Source organism: Micromonospora pattaloongensis (assembly GCF_900107255.1).
Classification (GTDB): domain Bacteria; phylum Actinomycetota; class Actinomycetes; order Mycobacteriales; family Micromonosporaceae; genus Micromonospora_I; species Micromonospora_I pattaloongensis.
In genome coordinates, this window is the sequence record NZ_FNPH01000002.1 from 253,200 (window position 1) to 270,396 (window position 17,197).

The window sequence follows — 17,197 nt, forward strand, 5'->3', positions numbered from 1 at the left end:
TACCTGTATCGTGCTCCCCTGCTAGATCAAGCGGCGGGGAGGACAGGTTGAGCCACACATTCCATGTCGACCTACGCGGCATAGTCGATCTTCTCAGCCATCACCTGTACGCGAGTCCCCGCGTGTACGTCCGCGAACTGCTCCAGAACGCGGTCGACGCGATTACCGCTCGCCGAGCAGGGGACCCGGGCGCTCCGGGCGTGGTATGGATCGAACCGTCGGAGTCAACCGGCGACGGTACGTTACGCATCCACGACTCCGGTATCGGCCTGACCGAGACGCAGGTGCACGAACTGCTAGCCACGATCGGGCGCAGCTCCAAACGCGATGAGCTGGGGTTCGCCCGTCAGGAGTTCCTGGGTCAGTTCGGCATCGGCCTGCTGTCATGTTTCCTGGTGGCCGATGAGATCCGGGTCCGCACCCGGGCCGGCGAGTCCCCCACGGTCGAGTGGATCGGCTACGCCGACGGCCGCTACGAGGTTGCGGTGGCTCCACCGGAACGCGAGCGACCGGAGCAGGGCACGACAGTCACGCTGGTGCCGCGCCGCGACGCTGGGCATTGGCTGCAGCGGCACACCGTAGTGGCCCTGGCGGCCCTATACGGATCGATGTTGCCCATCGCGGTGCGGGTCGGCGACACGGTCGTCACCTCGGGGCTCACGCCGTGGGACTCCGACGGCGCTGAGACGGCCACCGCGCGGCGATCCCGGCTGGACGCGTACGCACAGGAGGTTTTCGGATTCACTCCCTTCGACGTCATCGACCTTGCGGTGCCGGAGGCCGGCCTTCGTGGCGTGGCGTTCGTGCTTCCGATCCCGTCGAACCCGGCATCGAGGGTCGCCCACCGCGTGTACCTCAAGCAGATGCTGCTGTCGGAGGGCGTGGAGGGCCTGCTGCCGGAGTGGGCATTTTTCGTGCGCTGCGTGGTGGACACTTCGGAGCTACGGCCGACGGCAAGCCGGGAGGCTCTCTACGAAGACAGCCTGCTTGAGCAGGTACGCGAGACGCTGGGCGACAGCCTGCGTGGCTGGTTGAGCCGGCTGGGCCGAAGCGACTCGCGGCGACTGGCGGAGTTCCTGCGCATTCACCACCTCGGTGTGAAGGCGTTGGCCGTGCACGATGACGAAATGCTGCGTCTGGTCGACCAGTGGTGGCCATTCGAGACCAACATGGGCCCGCTGACCCTGGCCGAGTTCCGCGACCGGTACGGGGTAGTGCGGTATTCACGGTCGGTGGACGAGTTCCGTCAGGTCGCCGCGGTCGCCGCGGCGCAGGGCATTGCGGTGGTCAACGCGGGCTACGTCTACGACGCCGAGCTCGTCGCGCGCCTGTCGGACGTCGACGCCTCGGCCACCACCCAGGTGCTGAGCTCCACGGACCTCGCCACCCAGCTGGAACCGCTGGACTCGGCGGTGGAGCTGTCGGTCAGGCCGTTCCTGACGCTCGCACAGCGGACGCTGGACCGGCTCGGAGTCGAGGTTCTGCTCCGCGCGTTCGACCCGGCCAGCCTGCCCGCGCTGTATCTGCTCGACAACGACACCGCCCTGCGCGTGGACCTACGCCGGGGCCAGGAGCAGGTCGACGACGTGTGGGCGTCGATTCTCGGTACGTTCACGGCAGACCACGACGACCGGCCGCAACTGGTACTCAACTACCGCAACCCACTGGTACGCCAAGCGGTCGGCATCGGCGACGAGGAGTTGGTGGTGCTCGCGGTCGAGGGTCTGTACGTGCAGGCGCTGCTCCTGGGCCATCAGCCGTTACGGCCGGCCGACACCGCCGCGCTCAACCAGTCGTTCCTGGGCCTGCTCACCCACGCGATGGGGCAGCCCCGATGACCGCGTCCGAGCAGGACCTTCAGGAACGTCTCCGGCAGGCGTACGGGCTGCCCACCGGGCCGGCCAGGTTCGCGGCCCTCGACGCCGTCTTCCGGCACGCCGACGCAGCCGGCAACGTGGCGTTCGGGTTCAACGCCCGGATGAACGCGATTACCGACTTCCACCACGGCGGCGACCCGACCCGGACGTTTCTCGCCTTTTCCTGGTGTCTGTCCGTCTTCGACCGCCAGCCGGAGTTGGTGAGCCGACATCACGCGAACGCACTGCTGTGGCGGTTCAAGTGGGTCGTCTGGGGACTGCCGCAGTTCCCGGAGATCCCGCTCGACCGCACCGTCGCGGTCTTGGACGACATGGAGCGGCGGTACCTCCTGGGCGGCCATAGCCTGCACGCCGTGTACCAGCACCGCTGGCTGGTCGCGCATCACGTCGGCGACACCGTTGCGGCGCAGGAGTGGTACGACAACATGGTCACCGCCCGCCGGGACTCGCTGTCGGACTGCAGCGCGTGCGTGCCGTCGAGTCAGGTACGCCACCTGGCCTCCCTGAACAGGTTCGACGAGGCGATTACCGTCGGTGAACCGTTCAAAAACGGCGGATGCACCGAACAGCCGCAGTGGATACTCGCCGAACTACTTCTGCCCTACCTGTACACCGGCCGCTTCGACGAGGCCGTCCAGGCGCACCGCGATGGCTACCGCCGCATTCGCGACGACCGTCACCACCTGGACAACATCGCTTCGCATGTGCTGTTCTGCGGGTTGAGCGGCAACGAGGCCCGCGGACTGGAGATCGTCGAACGCCACCTAGCCTGGCTTGCGCGGCCGTCGTCGCCCTACGCCGCCCTCGAGTTCGGCTCCGCCGCCGCACTCGTCCTCGGCCGGTTGCGCGCGTCCGGCCATGGAGACCTGGTGCTGCGGCGACGGTCCGACGACGGCTCACGGCGGTGGGAGTCAACCGTCGAACAGCTGCACGACGAACTGACCGCCCAGGTGCGGAGCCTGGCCGCGCGGTTCGATGCCCGCAACGGCAACGACCACCAGAGCCGGCGGGCGGAGGCACGGATGGCAGCGCAGCCCGTCGTGGATCAACTGCCGCTGACGGTGCTCGCCGGTCGCGTGGCCCCGGGGAAGTCCGGCACCGACCGGTCTCTGACGCCGCTGCTGGAGCGCGTCGCGGAACTCACCGCCGCCGGCGACGAGGCCGGCGCCGCTCGCGCCCGCCTCGACGTTGCGCACGCGCTGCGCAACGCCGGGCGCTGGGAGGACGCCGTCGAGGCCGCGGAAGAGGCGATGCGGGCCCTCCATCGGGCCGGCCTCGCGTCAGACGCCACTCGGTGTCGCTACCTGTTGTGGCAGTTGTACAGCAGGGCGTGGCACCACCGGAACGACGCCATCGGAGTACTCGACGAGATCCTCGACGCGGACGCTCCCGCCGACCGCGTACCGCCGCCCGAAGTGCTACTCGAAGAGGCCGCCGACGTCCTCGGCGGCGGCGAGGCCGTAACGAGACTGCTCGCGGCGGCGGACCGACATCGCGCACACGCCGCCCGGTCGGCCGAGCTTCGCACCCTACGCAAGGCCCTCACGTTGATGGGTGCCCAAGCCCCGACCGACCTGGCGACGGCCACGCTCGACCGTGCGGACACGCTCATCGCCGCTGACCGGAACGGCACCGCCGACGAGGCGGCGTACGTCGATGTGGCTGCGGCACGTCTGCTGGCTGCGGCGGACCAGGTCGATGCGGCGATCGGCCGGCTCGACCGTGCGCTCGTCCACTTCGAGGCAGCCGCCCTCCCGCAACAACTCGCCGACGCGCTGATCCACCGGGCCCGACTCCAGCTGAAGGCTTCACGTCCGATCGAGGCGGAAGCCCAGGCGCGTGACGTGCTGGCAACCGAGCCGGAGCGGCACGGCTGGACAGCAACGATGATCGTCGCAAAGTCGCTGCGCATGCAGGGCCGAACCGAGGACGCGGCCCAGTTCATGGCCGAACACGAGATTGACGACGATGACCTCGAGTACTACGAAGAGGACGAAGACGAATGAGAGATTCGGGTGATCTACACTCTCCGAATGCGAATCTTCGGGCAGTCCCAGGACCGTGAACTGGTGAAGCAGGCCTACCCGACAAGCTCTGGTTCGACGCGGCCCTGGCATACAAGTTCCTGCGCGACTGGCCGAAGGCGTACGAGCTGGGCAAGGAGGCGGCCTCCCGGGCGCCCCGCGGCACGCAGGACCCCGCGTTCTGGAATCTTGGGATCGCCGCCACCGTGCTGCGCGACTGGTCCACCGCCCGGGACTGCTGGACCGGGTACGGAATCACCCTGCCGCCCGGGGACGGCGAGATCCTCGGCGAGTTCGGGGTCACCTGCGTACGCATCAGCACGGCCACGGGGCAGGAGGTGGTGTGGGCCCACCGACTGTGCCCGACCCGGGCCCGCGTCGTCACGGTCCCGTTTGACCCCAGTCGCCGGTTCGGCGAGGTCGTCCTGCACGACGGCGTGCCCAACGGGGAACGGATTGTGCAGGGGCAGCGGTATCCGGTCTTCGACGAGATCATGCTGTTCGCCCCGTCCGAGATCGCGACGCTGGCAGTAACCGTCACGGCGGCGGACACCGACGATATCGATGCGCTGCTCGAGGTATTCGCGCGGCACGATCTCGGCGCCGAGGTACTCAGCAGCGGCCGGCTTCTGTGCACGTGCTGCAGCGAGGGCTCCCACGCCGTCGACCGTGCAGTGGACGCCGGACGGCAAACGGTCCTGATCGCAGCCGACAAAACCCGCGCCACCGAACTCCTCCACGAATGGCGCTCGGGCCGTCCCGACACACGCGAGTGGGAAGACCTGCACGCGGCCACCTGACCCAGGCCGCGAGGGCGTGCCGACAACAACCCACGTCAAGACCCTCCACGTTTCCAGGGAATTGACACCTCGCCTCCTACGCGGGCATGCGATCGGAGGAGCCGGCGACCGCGGGCATCAACGAGTTCGACGTGCAGCGCCAGATGGGCCACCGGCTCCCCGGACCGTCGGATCACCGCGTGCACCCGGACAGGCAGCCCGCATCAGTCTGCGGCGTCGCACGCATGGAAGCTCGCCACTATGGTGTGTGCATGGAGACGCTGCCGCTCACCCCTCCGTACGGTCCAGAGCTGGTCGGCACTGCTGGCGAGCGCGAGGTACTCGAAAGCTTCCTTGACTTCTACCGCAAGGTGATCGTGAGCAAGGTTTACGGTCTGTCGAATGAGGACGCCAAGCGCCGCCTTGTCCCGTCGCTCACTACCCTTGCCGGCCTGCTCCGCCATGTCACCGTTGTCGAGCGGAACTGGTTCCAGCACGTCCTGGCGGGGCAACCCGCCGCCGGTGACGAGGACGGCGGCTGGTTCGTTGACGATGCGACAGTCGAAGGGTTGATCGCCGAATACACGCAAGAATGCGACCGCTCGCGGTCGGTCGCCGCTCGGCTGGCATTGGAGGATGTGGGCTCACATCCGCAGCTCGGTCCGATCTCGCTCCGGTGGGTCTACATCCACATGATCGACGAGACTGCCCGCCACGCGGGCCACGCAGACATCCTGCGCGAGCTGACCGACGGCGCGACCGGCACAGTGTGAAGCCTGAGCCGATACCTGGCCTCGCCCTCCACCCAGCCGCTGTCGAGGTCAATCCGCATCGCGCGTTTGGAAGGTGCCTGTCGTCTGTCCGGCGGCGGCCTGCCACCCCCGGTTGCCCCCTCTTGACCGCTGTATCGGGCACGCCTCGCGGGTAGCGCTGGTGCAGTCCCTGTAAAAAGCGCCCGACTGTAGGGCATCGCGTGTCCTGGATGGTCGGGACACCGACCTCATGCGTCTGGGACGCCTCCGCTCGCAGGCTTTCCTCCACGAGGGCCGCCGCATTGGCCGACCCGGACCGAGGAGTACGCCATGTCCACCACTGATTCCGTCGCCGCCACGGCACCCGGAGCCGCCGTTATCCGGCCGCAGCACACCTGGAGCACCCCGCTGCGGGTCGCCGCCACCGCCACCCTGATCGTCGGGCCGGCCCTGCAGGTGGTCGAGGAGATCCTGGAGTCGCGCACGGCGACGACGCCGCCCGCTTCGCCTGGGTCGACGCCAACCTTGCCACATTCACCACCAGCAAGATGATCGGCTTTCTCGCCGTACCGGTGCTCATCGCCGTCGTTGTCGTCTTCGCGGCGCTCGCCCGCGGCCGCGCCCGCCGTCTGGCCATGACCGGTGCGGCTCTGGGCGTTCTCGGAATGACGGGGTTGGCCGCCATTCATGGGGTCGAGTACGCCGTCTTGGGTGGCACCGCTGCCGCTGGAGGCGATGCGGCGCAGGCCGAGGCGCTGTTCACCGCGCTCGACGACAGCGGGTTCGCGGCACTGGTGTTCCTGTCGATGCTGGGTGGTGCGCTGATCGGTCTGCTGCTGCTCATGGAAGGAGGATGAGGAGTCGGTGTTCGCTGCGATGCGCGCCGGCGCCCGCGGCTACCTGGTCAAGGGCGCAGACCAGGAGCGCATCCTCGCCGCGATCCGTGCGGTGGCCTCCGGCGAGGTGGTCTTCGGCCGGGCGGTCGCCGATCAAGCGCTCGCCTTCCTGACCGGCACGGCGGGCCGCCGACGCCGATCGGGAGACCCGTTTCCGCGGCTCACCGATCGAGAGGTGGAGGTGCTCGGGCTGATCGGTCGAGGCTTTACCAATGCTGACATCGCTCGCCGGTTGGTACTGAGCGAGAAAACGGTACGCAACCACGTTTCCAATGTGTTCACGAAGATCAACGTTATGGACCGGGCCCACGCGGCCGTCAGGGCGCGCGAGGCCGGCCTCGTCTCCGACGGATAACACCAGCGGGTCCACGACGACGCACATCATGCCTTCGGGGTGTACCGGCAGATCCTCAACCGGCCACCGCGAGGACCCGGTCAGCGACGGTGTGCGCGAGGGCCTGGTTGTGGGTGACGAGCACCAGGGCGCACCCGGACCGCTCGACCTGCTCCATGAGGCAGCACATCGTTTCTTCCTGCGTCACGAGGTCCAGGCGTGACGTCGGCTCGTCGGCGAAGATCAGCAGCGGGTCCACCAGGATGGCGCGGATGATCGACAGGCGCTGCAGTTCCCCACCGGAGACCTGACCGGGTGTGCGCTGCAACAGGCTTTCGTCCAGGCGCATCGCGGCCAGCAGCGACGTGAGGCGCCCTGGTGCGGGCCGGTGCCGGCGCACCACGTCCGCCAATGCCGCGCCGATGGGTACGCGGGAGGGGAACGCCACCGCGGGGTCCTGGTACAGCTTCTGCAGGCGCCCGCCGGCAAGTTCCTGAGTGTGCCGCACGCTACCGGCGTCGGGCTGCAGCAGGCGCAGCAGGACGTTGCCCAGCGTGGTCTTGCCCGAGCCGCTCGGGCCGGCGAGGGCCAGCCGGTCCCCCGGGCGGATGGTGAGGGACACGTCGGAGAACAGCGTCCGCCCGGCGAAGCCCTTGGCGACCCGGTCCGTCTGCACGAGCGTCGGGCCGCCGGGGTCCGCCGTCCGCTCCGTCGCCCCGCTCGTCCGGTCGCGCACCCACAGATGCCGCCATCGGCCGGGCTCGGCGGCCAGCAGCCGGCGCGTGTACGGGTGCGACGGTGTGATGAGCACCTGGTGCGCAGGTCCGCGCTCGACGATGCCGGCGTCCCGCATCACCAGGACGTCACCGCCGAGGTCGCGGCCCAGGTCGAGGTCGTGGGTGATCGTGAGGAGGATTCCGCCGGCGGTCACGTGCCGGTGTAGCAGCACAGTCAGGTCGTTGCGTGCGTGGTCGTCCAGCCCCTTGGACGGTTCGTCGGCGATGAGCACTCGGGCTCCTCCGATGGTCGCCGCGGCGAAGGCGACGCGCTGGGCCATGCCGCCCGAGAGGGTGTGCGGGTAGCGCCGTGCTGCGCCGGCCACGCCGAGCGTGCCGAGCACCTCCTCCGCGGCGCGGTACCCCGACCGGCGGTCGGACCAGAACGAGGCGGCGCCTTCGGCGACCTGCCCACGTACGCGCATGGTGGGGTCCAGCGCCAGCACCGGCTCCTGCGGCAGCAGCGCCATCACCCGGCCCCACAGCCGCCGGCGGGCTCGCCGCTCCGCCACGTCGTAGCTGGTTCCCTCAATCACCACCCGGCCCTGGGCCTCCAGGCCCGCGCCCAGGGTCCCCATGACGGCGTGCGCGAGCAGCGACTTGCCCGAGCCGCTCTCGCCGACGATGGTCACCGCGCGGCCGCGTTCCAGCCGCAGGTCGTCGACGTCCAGCAGGGTCCGACCGGTATGGGTCACAACGAGGCCCTGCACGTGCATGTTCATGACACGCTCTCCTTACCGCGCAGGCCGAGGAGTCCTACCAGGACGGTTGCGAGGACGAGTGCCGGCGCCAGCGACATCCACGGCGCCTCGTCGTAGTACGGGAACGCCTCGGTGATCATGAGGCCGAGCTCGGGGGTCGGCGGCGCGATGCCGACGCCGACGAAGCCGAGGGTGGACAGGGCCAGCACCGAGGTTCCGACGCCGAACGTGGCCATGGTGGTCAGCAGCGGGCGGAGGTCGGGCCACAGGTGGCGGCGCAGCACGTGCAGCGGGCCCAACTGCAGGAGCCCCGCCGCCTCGACGGCCGGCCCGCTGAGCACCAGGGCGCTGCGCGCCCGCACGACGCGGAAGTACTCGACCCACTGTGCCAGCGCGAGTCCGGCGTACAGCGTCCACAGCCCGCCGCCGGACATCGCGGACACGAGGAGGACGACCAGCAGCGCGGGCAGCGCCACGAAGGCCTCGGACAGGCCGTGCAGCACGGTGTCGACGATTCCGCCCCGCCAGGCCGCGAGGACGCCGGCCAGCGCCCCCGCGACGACCGCCGTCGCCACACAGGCGACCGCCGTCGCCAGGGACAGCCGGGTGGCGGACGCGAGCCTGCCCGCGACGCTCCGCCCGAGGTGGTCGCGCCCCAGGGGCTCGGCCAGGCTGGGCGGCTCGAGGAATCGCGACAGGTCCTGCGCGGCCGGGTCCGGCCACACCCACGCCCCGGCCACGGCGAACAGGCCCAGGAGTACCAGCGCTGCCGCGGCGCAGCGCTGCGTCGGCGAGAGCCTGCGCAGCCGCTGCCATCGTGGCCAGTGGGCCGGGACGGTCGTCGTCGCGGTACTCACGGGACCACCTGCCGCCACCGCGGGCGCGGGTCGAGGGCGAGCCCGGCCACGTCGACGACCGTGTTGATCAGCACGACGAGCAGCGCGAGCGCCACCGCGGCAGCCTGGATGACCGGCACGTCCCGCCAGAAGATCGCGTGGACCAGGGTGCGCCCGAGCCCGGGCCAGGCGAACAGGCTCTCCACGACGACGACACCCTCGATCAGGATCAGCGCCTGCGCGCCGACGTAGGCGACGAGGGTGACGCCGGCGTTGCGCAGCACGTGCCGCGCCAGGACGGCGCGGCCGCGGAGCCCCTTGGTCTCGGCGAAGGTGACGAAGCCCGAGCCGCGCAGCTGCGCCACCGTGTCGCGGGTGACCCTGGCAAACAGGCCGGACAGCCCCACCGCCAGGGTCACCGCGGGCAGTACGACGTTGGAGGCGGAGCCGTGCCCGACGGCCGGCAGCCACCCGAGATGGACCGAGAAGAGCATGATGAGCAGCAACCCGAGCAGGAACGGTGGCAGCGCCCGGGTGCCGGCGACCCAGACCGTGGTCAGCCGGTCGAGCAGGCCGCCCGGACGCCAGGCGGCGGCCATACCCACCGGTGCGCCGACGGCGACCGCGAGGGCGAGCGCCGTGGCGGCCAGCTGCAGACTGCTGGTCACCGGCAGCCGCAACTCGTGCACGACCGAACCGCCGGTCACCAGGGACGTGCCGAGGTCGAACTGCGCGAGGTCGGCCCACCAGCGGGCCAGCTGCTGCCACGCCGGGGCGTCGAGACCGAGGTCGGCCCGCACGGCGTCGGCCGACGCGGTCGTGACGCGGTCGTAGCCGTAGCGCCCGGCGGCGATCCGGTAGGCCATGTCCCCGGGTAGGTTCTGCACGATGACGAAGCACGCCGTCGACACCAGCAGCGTGACCGACACCGCCTGCAGGGCCCGCCGCGCCAGCACTCGGGCGACGGGTGGGAGGGTGCCCCGGCGTGCGGGTGCCGGGCCGCGGACCGCCGGTTCGACCTCGTCGGCCGCGAGCGTCGGCGGGACCGTCGTCACGACGACCACCGCACCTCGTCGATCAGCCAGGAGCGCTCGAGCGGGTCGAGGGTGAACCCGTTGACGCGGTCGCTGACCACCGCGCTCTGGCGGTACCAGGCCACCGGGATCACGGGCAGCTCACGCTGCAGGATGCCGGAGACTTGCTGGCGTCCGGCGGCCGCCGCGGCGGCGTCGGTGCCGTCGGCGAGGTCACTCAGCGTACGGGCGAGTTCCGCGTTGCTCCATCCCATCGCGCCCCAGTCGGCGCCCCGGGGACCGTAGTCGTTGAGGAGCGTGACCAGCGGGTCGGGAACGAGCGCGAAGTTTCGGGCGTACAGGCCAAGCTCCAACGTGCCGTCCTTGTGACCGGCCGGGATCTCGCTGGAGTTGCCCACCTGCACGTTCACCCGGATTCCGAGTTCCTTCAACGCGGCCTGCACGGCAGTCGCCAGGACCGGCAGCTCGGGACGGTCCGGGAAGGTGCGCAGCGAGATCTCGAACCGCTGGCCATTCCGGGTCAGCACCCCGTCGGGTCCCGGTGCCCACCCGGCCTGGGCGAGCAGCTCACGCGCCTGGCTGGGATCGTGCGCGAGCGGTGGCACCGAGTCCTGGTGCCACTCCGACAGCGACGGCGGGAAGAACTGGGTGGCGGCCATCTCGGGGTCGCGCAGCAGGGCGGTCGCCATCGCCTTGCGATCCAGGGCCGCGCTGACCGCTTGGCGCACCCGCAGGTCGCCGAGCACCCTGTGCCCGGCGTTCACCTTGAGCAGGATCGTGCGCGGCAGAGTCACCGACTTGATCTCGACACCGGCCGCCCGCTGGACCCGCTGCCGGCTGACCGGGTCGATGCCTAATGTCACGTCGGCCTGGCCGCTCTCGGCCATCAGCGCCCGGGTCTCGGCACGACCGACCGCCTGGTACGAGATGCGCTCGATATCCGGTTTCTTGCCGGCCCACCCCTCGAACGCCACCACCTCGATTGCGGATGGCTGCTCGATCCGTTCCACCCGGTACGGGCCGGTCCCGATCACCTTCTTGACGGTGCGGTCCGAGTTGTAGGAGGCCGGCGCGAGTACCTGGGTGCCGGCGTGCGCGAGCACAGCCGGCAGCGGTGCGTACGGCCTGTCGAGCTGGACCTGTACCTCCCCGGCGTTGGCCGTGATCGCCGCCACCGGTGCGTCGCCCCACGGCGTCCCCCGCTCGCCGCGGGCGTTTGTCAGCGAAGCGGCGACCGTCTCGGCGGTGACCTTGGTGCCGTCGTGGAAGACCGTGTCCGGGCGCAGCGAAAACGTCCACGCCCGCTGGTCGTCCGAGACCCGCCAGGCCGCCGCGAGACCTGGCCGCAGGTCACCACGCCCGTCGGCGTCGACCAGGGTCTCTGCCACCCGCAGCCGGGTGAAGAAGCCATCGCTCCGCGCCGGATCGAGGCTGTGCAGCTCGAACGGGCCGACGACGCGGAGGACGTTCGGTCCGCCACGGGGCTGTCGCCCGCCCGCGGCACCGGGCGGTCCGCTGCAGGCCACCAGCACCGCCGATACCACCATCGCCACGCCGGCGACCGCCGGCCTGCCCCACACCATGCCTGTCTCCTCCCTCGTTGCCACCGAGAGAGTAAATGATAATCATTTTCATTACCAAGTTGCGATGCGCGCACCCGTCAGGTCCCAGAACAGCCACCCACGACCGGTACGACGTACCCGGCAGCCCGACGCACCCCGCACGCCGCCACGCCGCCTTAGCCATCTGTCGTCCATTATGGAGTTGTGTAATGGATGCGACAGTGGAGAGCCGCTCGCCGGGCAGCAGGACAGCCGGTGATGATGACATCCTGTACCCGGGCACGACGCCGGAGCGGCTGTCGTCATTCAACTGGGAAATCGGGGGATCCTTCATGCGTACCAGACTGTCCACTGTGCTGGCTGGCCTCCTCGGCCTAGCCGGCGCGCTCGCGGTCGCGGCACCGCCCGCCCAGGCCGCGCAGAGGAGCTCGACCGCCACCGTCGCCGACCGGCTCATCCTCGAACCGACCGACCGCGGATACCGCGGCTCGCTCCAGGTCGACCTGACCTACCGGGGCGCCACGCCGGGCCGGGCCACCTACGTGATCACGGAACCGATCCCCGGTGCCTACCAGAACGCGGAATGGGGGATCAACTGCTACAGCAGCGGTGAGCTTCTGCCCGACGATCGCACCAAGGTCGAGTGCAATGTCCCGGGTGGCCTACTGGCCCCGGGTGAGCAGCGCACCTTCACGATCGACTTCCAGGTGCTGACCACTGTCCAGCCGTACGCCATGAAGGCCCGGAACGGCGAGGTCGCCGTCAAGGTCGGTGGCACCGTCGTCGCCGACGAGGAGTTCGCCACCCGGTTCCGCTCCACCACCGGCTCGCTCGCGAACCCGCAGCCGTACGTGCGGGACACGCAGCCCGACGTCGCGGTGACCGTTGCCGGGGATCTCGAGATGGTCCGGCAGCCGAGCGGCTGGTTCAAGGGCCGGCTGCCGGTGACCGTCCGCTACCACAGTGATGCCCCGCACCAGTGGGTGTCGATCGTCGGCCGGAACCTGCCCCCGACCTTCGACTGGCCGTGGTCCCCGGAGTGCGGCCACGAGTGCGCGCCGGGCGGGCCGCTCATGGAGGGCGAGGCGCGAACGTTCGACCTGCACTTCTCCGCCTCCCCCGACACCCCGCTCGGGGACCTCGGCGAAGCCGGCGTTGAGGTGGCGGTCTGGGAGCTTCGTCAGTACCCGGACGCCAACCCGGCCGACAATGTCGCCACCTTCTCCGTCACCGTCACCGAGGCGGCCTGACGATCCATCGCGGTGCGACGAATCACCAGGACGGCCGTCCCGGCGAGGTGCCCAGGCACCGGGTCGGGGCGGCCGTCGACCATGCGCGGCGGTGATGGACGACAGGCCGAAGCGCCCGGGGAACGCCTGGTGGATCAAGCTCCCCGGGATTGAACCGCCCTGCTGATCGAGCGGCTGATGCGGCCGGCGGCGACCACGACCAGGACGACGCAGACGCGCGCCCGACGGCAGATCACTGCACCGCTGTGCGACCATCGCGCCGTGACCTCCGCATCGATGTACATCGAGTTCGCCGACCGTGAGGCCCGGGACGTGTCGCGGACGTACGAGCGGTTGGCCCGCGCGGTGTCCGGCGACAAAACCGTCCTGGCGCTGCTGGAAACGGTGCCGGAGCCGAAGCGGCAACCGAATCTGCTTCTGGGAGTGGTGCGTTTACTTGGCGGCCCAGTGGAGGATCCGGTTGCCTTCCATGACTTCGCGGTTTCGAATTGGCCGGCCATCGAGGCGGAACTCCGTAGGCGCGCCACGCAGACCAACGAGGTCGGGCGATGCGCGCTGCTGCTGCCCGTACTCGCCGCGCTGCCGCAACCGTTGGCGTTACTGGAGGTCGGCGCCGCCGCGGGTCTGGGGCTCTACCCCGACCGCTACACCTACCGATACGGCGACTGCCAGATCGGCTCCAGCGGACCGGTCCTCGACTGTGCGCTCACCGGGACGACGCCGCCGACACGGCTACCCGAGGTGGCGTGGCGGGCCGGCCTCGATCTGGATCCACTCGACGTGACCGAACCGGCTGATGTCGCCTGGCTGGAGGCGCTGATCTGGCCGGAACACCACCACCGCCGGGACCGGCTGCGCGCTGCGGCCGCCATCGCCGCCGCCGACCCGCCGACGCTGGTCCGCGGTGACCTTGTAGACGACTTGCTCAGCCTGGCGGCTCAGGCGCCCGGTGACACGACACTGGTCGTGTTTCACACCTCCGTGCTGTACCAGGTGCCTTCTGCGCGCCGCACAGCCTTCGTCGACCTGGTACGCGAGCTGCCCGGACACTGGATATCGGTCGAGGCCCCGGACGTCCTGCCATACCGGGGATTGCCGGCCGCACCGAACCAGGCGCTGCACAACGTTCTCGCGCTCGATGGCACGCCGCTGGCCTGGACCCGCGGCCACGGGCAGGCGATGACATGGTTCGCATAACCGACGACAACTACCGCGAACTCCGCCGATTCCAGGCCGCACGCACATCGGCGTGAGGGGACGTCTCGCAGCGCCAGTGTCATGGCCAGTCCGCGCAGCCCCTTGGGTCGGTCAGCTTGGGCGTGATCATGTAAAGGATCAGGCGAGGCCGTTCCGTCAACCATCATGGGAGACGAGGCACCCTGTCTGACTCCGCTTGATGCGTTACACCGCGGCTCCACCTGATGGGTTACACGAGCCCTGAGCATGCCGGGCACAGACAGTGATGCTGACGGTCCGCAACGCTGGTGTGCGAGTCATCCGCGTCTGGCCGATGTGAGTGCGTTGCTTGCTCCTGACGACGCCAACTGCCAAGGTGTCTCGCCGACACGTCGAAGAGTCCAGACGCGCGGCCGCAAGGCGATCATGTGCTTGATCGGCCCACGGCCCGCGACATGCCTCCGTCATGTCGCGGGCGAGCGGGATCCCGCCGATTCACCCACCACTGTGGGACAACAGGAACTCCTACGTGCTCACGGCAGCGACGCTGCGAGGTCGGCGGCAGTCTCGAACGCTGGTGCTGCCCTTCTGGTCTCCTCCGCGTTCAGCGTGATGCGCTTGACGCGAGCCAGCATCTCCGTTGCGGTCTCCTCGTCACGGAGCACCATCGCCAATTCTGCGCGGTACACCAGAACCTCGACGTGTGTGGCCGGGTCATCGTCAGCTTGCGGGCGAGCCAGTGCGCTATCGAGGATGCGGACGGCCTGGCGGACGTCACCCTTGGAGTCGGCCAGCACGATGGCGTTTGCCAGCGCTTTGGCGAGTCGTCCGGCGGGTGTGGGTGCTGGGGTGGGCGGCGTGGCGGCGTCCTGGACGACGCGGATCCAGTTGCCGCCCGGGTCGATGATGCTGAATCCGCCCAACCCGTCGGCGTTCTTCCGAGCCCTGGGTCGGGTCATCCGCGGCATTCCGGAAACCAGGACTTTGCCGTATGCGGCTCGCATGCCGGCGGCGAAGGCCCGGTGCAGTTCGGCGATGTCCGACGTGAGTACGAGACAGGAGCCGTAGGAATTCTCCGGGTCGAACCCGGCAAGCTCGAAGAAGTGCAGGTGCAGGTCCTCACGTTGGAGTGCCACGTATGGGTTGGGCTTGCGCTGCTTATACGTCGTGCTGAAGCCGAGCACTCGGTAGAAGGCGACGATGTCGTCAATCGATGCGCAGGGCAGCAGGGGAACGGTCACCTCGTTCGTCATGGCTCGTTCCTAGACCTCGCGGACGGCCCGTCGCACATGGAAATAGCCGATCATCGACTCGCGCCATCCGATCGGTCGATGCAGCTGCGGTCGGCGCGCTGAGTGGCCGGGGCACGCGTTTCCCGAGCGTCAACGACCCTCACGACGCTCCGTCACCACCGAATGGGAGACGGGGCCGATCGTTTGACAGACCCCGTGTAGACGTCCGGGACGTTTGCGCCGGACGCTGATGCAGCGGCTGTTGTACCGGGTGGTGTGGCGACGCAGCGATCACGGACGCTCAGCCCAGCGGCCGGGGTAGCGTGTGTGAACCATTTCGACCAGTTCGGGATCCACCTGACGGAGGACACGGACCGCAGCGGGGTGGTCGGTACCGTCGAGAACGTACATGTTGAACGTGTAAGAGACACTGCCGGCAGCCGGACCGGAGTCACTCATCACGTCGCGGCAGAAAAGACAAAATCGGCGGACCAGGTCCAAGTCAACATTGACCTTGCCCAGCTGGTCGAAGAACAGTGGGCCGACCGCATGTACCACGTACTCGAAGTCATCTACCGGCTCCGGTTCTCGGTGCGCGTCGATTGCGCGTTGCAGCTCGTCACAGATGAGATCTTTGACAGCCTCACGGGCTTCGGGGAAGTGCCGCCAAGTGGGGTTGCCGAAAGGGCCAAAGTCCCAGGCTTGGGCCAACATAAGCATTCCTCCGAGGGTGATCGGGTGGGGCATTTTGCGGGGGCAGGCTTGGGGCCTCAGTCAGGCATGGGGCACAGCGTACACGTTACCGTTTTGTCGGAAGTAGGAGTTGACGTCATCTCTCCCGACATATGGAATACATGCCGGAGACGCAAAACTGCAGAGAATCTCGTTAAGTCCGCCAGCCGGATCGTCGGATGCGAACGCCTTACCTACCTCGTGCAGGAGCATGAGGTCGCCGACGATACTCAACATATTGGCAACGCCGCCTAGACGCGGAGAGCCGCTCGGAACGATGCGGGTCACATTCCCGTTGTAGCGTTCCTGCTGAAAAGGGTGTCCCGGTGAACTCCTTGACAGAATAGTTTCCCGCGTCCCTCTCGATGCTCGCCTTCGCATTAGCCAGCATCTCACGCCCCCCGCCGTGGCCGTCACCGCTGACATAAACTTTCCAGTCTTGTCATCGGCATTCAGCGCGGCCCAGAGCTCCCGCGCGTCATCTAGTGCGATCTGCCGTTCACGATCGGTGAGAACAGGCTGTTTTCCCCTCCGCCGTGCGTTGCGATCATCCTCCAACAGTTGACTGAGCCCCTTGAAGGTATCGGCGGCCTTCTTGTAGTGCCAGCCAGTACCATCCTCACCGACAATGCGACCTTCGGTTATCTCGATTCGGACCGCTGCACCGAGTTAGCCATCTCCTCTCCATCTGAGTTCGTAGTGTCCACGTCGCAGGTTCTGCATGAAGGCGTGTCCGGCGATGATCACCTGCGCGGTCCGATCGGTCTGTAACCCGCGCATCGGTCTCAGCCGGTGCTTGAGGGGACTGTGATCGGCCTCGATTGGATTGTTGGCGTACTGCTCGACGTGGTGTCATGCCCGCGGGATCGGCGACCGCTCGCTGGCCAGCGGTGACGCGGGCCGGGCGTACTGGCTGCTGCGCCAGGTTCCCCGCTGACCCCACAGCCGAACAACGCTCAGGGCACCCCACCACCGGGGCGCCCTGACCACCGATCCGCCGACCTTGTAGGGGTCGAAGAGGCGTAGGTGCCCGCCAGCGCCCTGGGCAAGCGCGTTGACTTCGCCAACGACCTGACCCGCCCGCAGCTGATCTCTCCGACAACCGGGGCCCGGCAGGTCGGCATCGACCAGACCTACCACGCCGGCAAGTGGGTCAACCTCGGCCGCTTCCAGACGACCGCCGGTCTGACCGTACGCCTGGACAACACACGCTCTCCGACGCGACCGCGACCAGCG

General features: G+C 68.9%; 16 protein-coding genes. 10 read left to right on the forward strand and 6 right to left on the reverse strand.

Features of this window, described 5'->3' with window-relative positions; genetic code table 11:
* The first annotated feature begins 47 nt into the window (after positions 1–47).
* The 7 genes from BLW47_RS07115 (at position 48) to BLW47_RS07140 (ending at position 6,683) form a co-directional block, all read left to right on the forward strand.
* Entirely contained in the window at positions 48–1,838 is a 1,791-nt protein-coding gene (locus tag BLW47_RS07115) for an HSP90 family protein (RefSeq protein ID WP_091553170.1), read from the forward strand.
* On the forward strand, positions 1,835–3,883 hold the full coding sequence (locus tag BLW47_RS07120) for a hypothetical protein (RefSeq protein ID WP_091553174.1): 2,049 nt from the start codon (positions 1,835–1,837) through the stop codon (positions 3,881–3,883). Before BLW47_RS07115 ends, BLW47_RS07120 begins: the two co-directional genes overlap by 4 nt.
* Before the next feature lie 224 nt (positions 3,884–4,107).
* Positions 4,108–4,701: a hypothetical protein gene (locus BLW47_RS07125; protein WP_091553178.1), complete on the forward strand. Its 594-nt coding sequence runs from the start codon at positions 4,108–4,110 to the stop codon at positions 4,699–4,701.
* Positions 4,702–4,952: 251 nt separating this feature from the next.
* Positions 4,953–5,453 carry a DinB family protein gene (locus BLW47_RS07130; protein ID WP_091554574.1) on the forward strand — a complete coding sequence of 167 codons (501 nt, stop codon included), beginning with the start codon at positions 4,953–4,955 and terminating at the stop codon, positions 5,451–5,453.
* 309 nt (positions 5,454–5,762) lie between these two features.
* Complete coding sequence (locus BLW47_RS24635; RefSeq protein WP_139307185.1) at positions 5,763–5,984, forward strand: hypothetical protein; 222 nt, start codon at positions 5,763–5,765, stop codon at positions 5,982–5,984.
* Complete coding sequence (locus tag BLW47_RS07135; RefSeq protein WP_091553181.1) at positions 5,981–6,289, forward strand: hypothetical protein; 309 nt, start codon at positions 5,981–5,983, stop codon at positions 6,287–6,289. The genes BLW47_RS24635 and BLW47_RS07135 overlap by 4 nt, the downstream gene beginning before the upstream one ends.
* 7 nt (positions 6,290–6,296) lie before the next feature.
* A complete protein-coding gene (locus tag BLW47_RS07140; RefSeq protein ID WP_217634801.1) occupies positions 6,297–6,683 on the forward strand; it encodes a response regulator transcription factor in 387 nt (128 codons plus the stop codon).
* 55 nt (positions 6,684–6,738) lie between these two features.
* Here the strand turns inward: BLW47_RS07140 and BLW47_RS07145 are convergent, their stop codons facing one another.
* The 4 genes from BLW47_RS07145 to BLW47_RS07160 are packed head-to-tail and all read right to left on the reverse strand — an operon-like array spanning position 6,739 to position 11,592.
* Positions 6,739–8,160 (reverse strand): ABC transporter ATP-binding protein, encoded by a 1,422-nt coding sequence (locus tag BLW47_RS07145; RefSeq protein WP_091553185.1) that lies wholly within the window; start codon positions 8,158–8,160, stop codon positions 6,739–6,741.
* Positions 8,157–8,996: an ABC transporter permease gene (locus BLW47_RS07150; RefSeq protein ID WP_245736500.1), complete on the reverse strand. Its 840-nt coding sequence runs from the start codon at positions 8,994–8,996 to the stop codon at positions 8,157–8,159. Before BLW47_RS07150 ends, BLW47_RS07145 begins: the two co-directional genes overlap by 4 nt.
* Entirely contained in the window at positions 8,993–10,030 is a 1,038-nt protein-coding gene (locus tag BLW47_RS07155) for an ABC transporter permease (protein WP_245736501.1), read from the reverse strand. The genes BLW47_RS07150 and BLW47_RS07155 overlap by 4 nt, the downstream gene beginning before the upstream one ends.
* Positions 10,027–11,592 (reverse strand): ABC transporter substrate-binding protein, encoded by a 1,566-nt coding sequence (locus tag BLW47_RS07160; RefSeq protein WP_091553192.1) that lies wholly within the window; start codon positions 11,590–11,592, stop codon positions 10,027–10,029. The genes BLW47_RS07155 and BLW47_RS07160 overlap by 4 nt, the downstream gene beginning before the upstream one ends.
* A 311-nt stretch (positions 11,593–11,903) precedes the next feature.
* On the opposite strand from BLW47_RS07160, the gene BLW47_RS07165 reads away from it, so the two are divergent.
* Both BLW47_RS07165 and BLW47_RS07170 read left to right on the forward strand, forming a co-directional pair.
* On the forward strand, positions 11,904–12,821 hold the full coding sequence (locus tag BLW47_RS07165) for a hypothetical protein (RefSeq protein ID WP_139307186.1): 918 nt from the start codon (positions 11,904–11,906) through the stop codon (positions 12,819–12,821).
* A gap of 261 nt (positions 12,822–13,082) precedes the next feature.
* A complete protein-coding gene (locus BLW47_RS07170; RefSeq protein ID WP_091554579.1) occupies positions 13,083–14,018 on the forward strand; it encodes a DUF2332 domain-containing protein in 936 nt (311 codons plus the stop codon).
* 512 nt (positions 14,019–14,530) lie between these two features.
* On the opposite strand, the gene BLW47_RS07175 is transcribed toward BLW47_RS07170, so the two are convergent.
* A complete protein-coding gene (locus BLW47_RS07175; protein WP_091553198.1) occupies positions 14,531–15,250 on the reverse strand; it encodes a VOC family protein in 720 nt (239 codons plus the stop codon).
* A gap of 306 nt (positions 15,251–15,556) precedes the next feature.
* Between BLW47_RS07175 and BLW47_RS24640 the strand changes: the two genes are divergently transcribed.
* Positions 15,557–16,216, forward strand: coding sequence for a hypothetical protein (locus BLW47_RS24640; RefSeq protein WP_139307187.1), 660 nt, complete (start codon positions 15,557–15,559; stop codon positions 16,214–16,216).
* A gap of 414 nt (positions 16,217–16,630) precedes the next feature.
* On the opposite strand, the gene BLW47_RS07185 is transcribed toward BLW47_RS24640, so the two are convergent.
* Entirely contained in the window at positions 16,631–16,783 is a 153-nt protein-coding gene (locus BLW47_RS07185; RefSeq protein ID WP_217634811.1) for a DDE-type integrase/transposase/recombinase, read from the reverse strand.
* Positions 16,784–17,197: the final 414 nt, after the last annotated feature.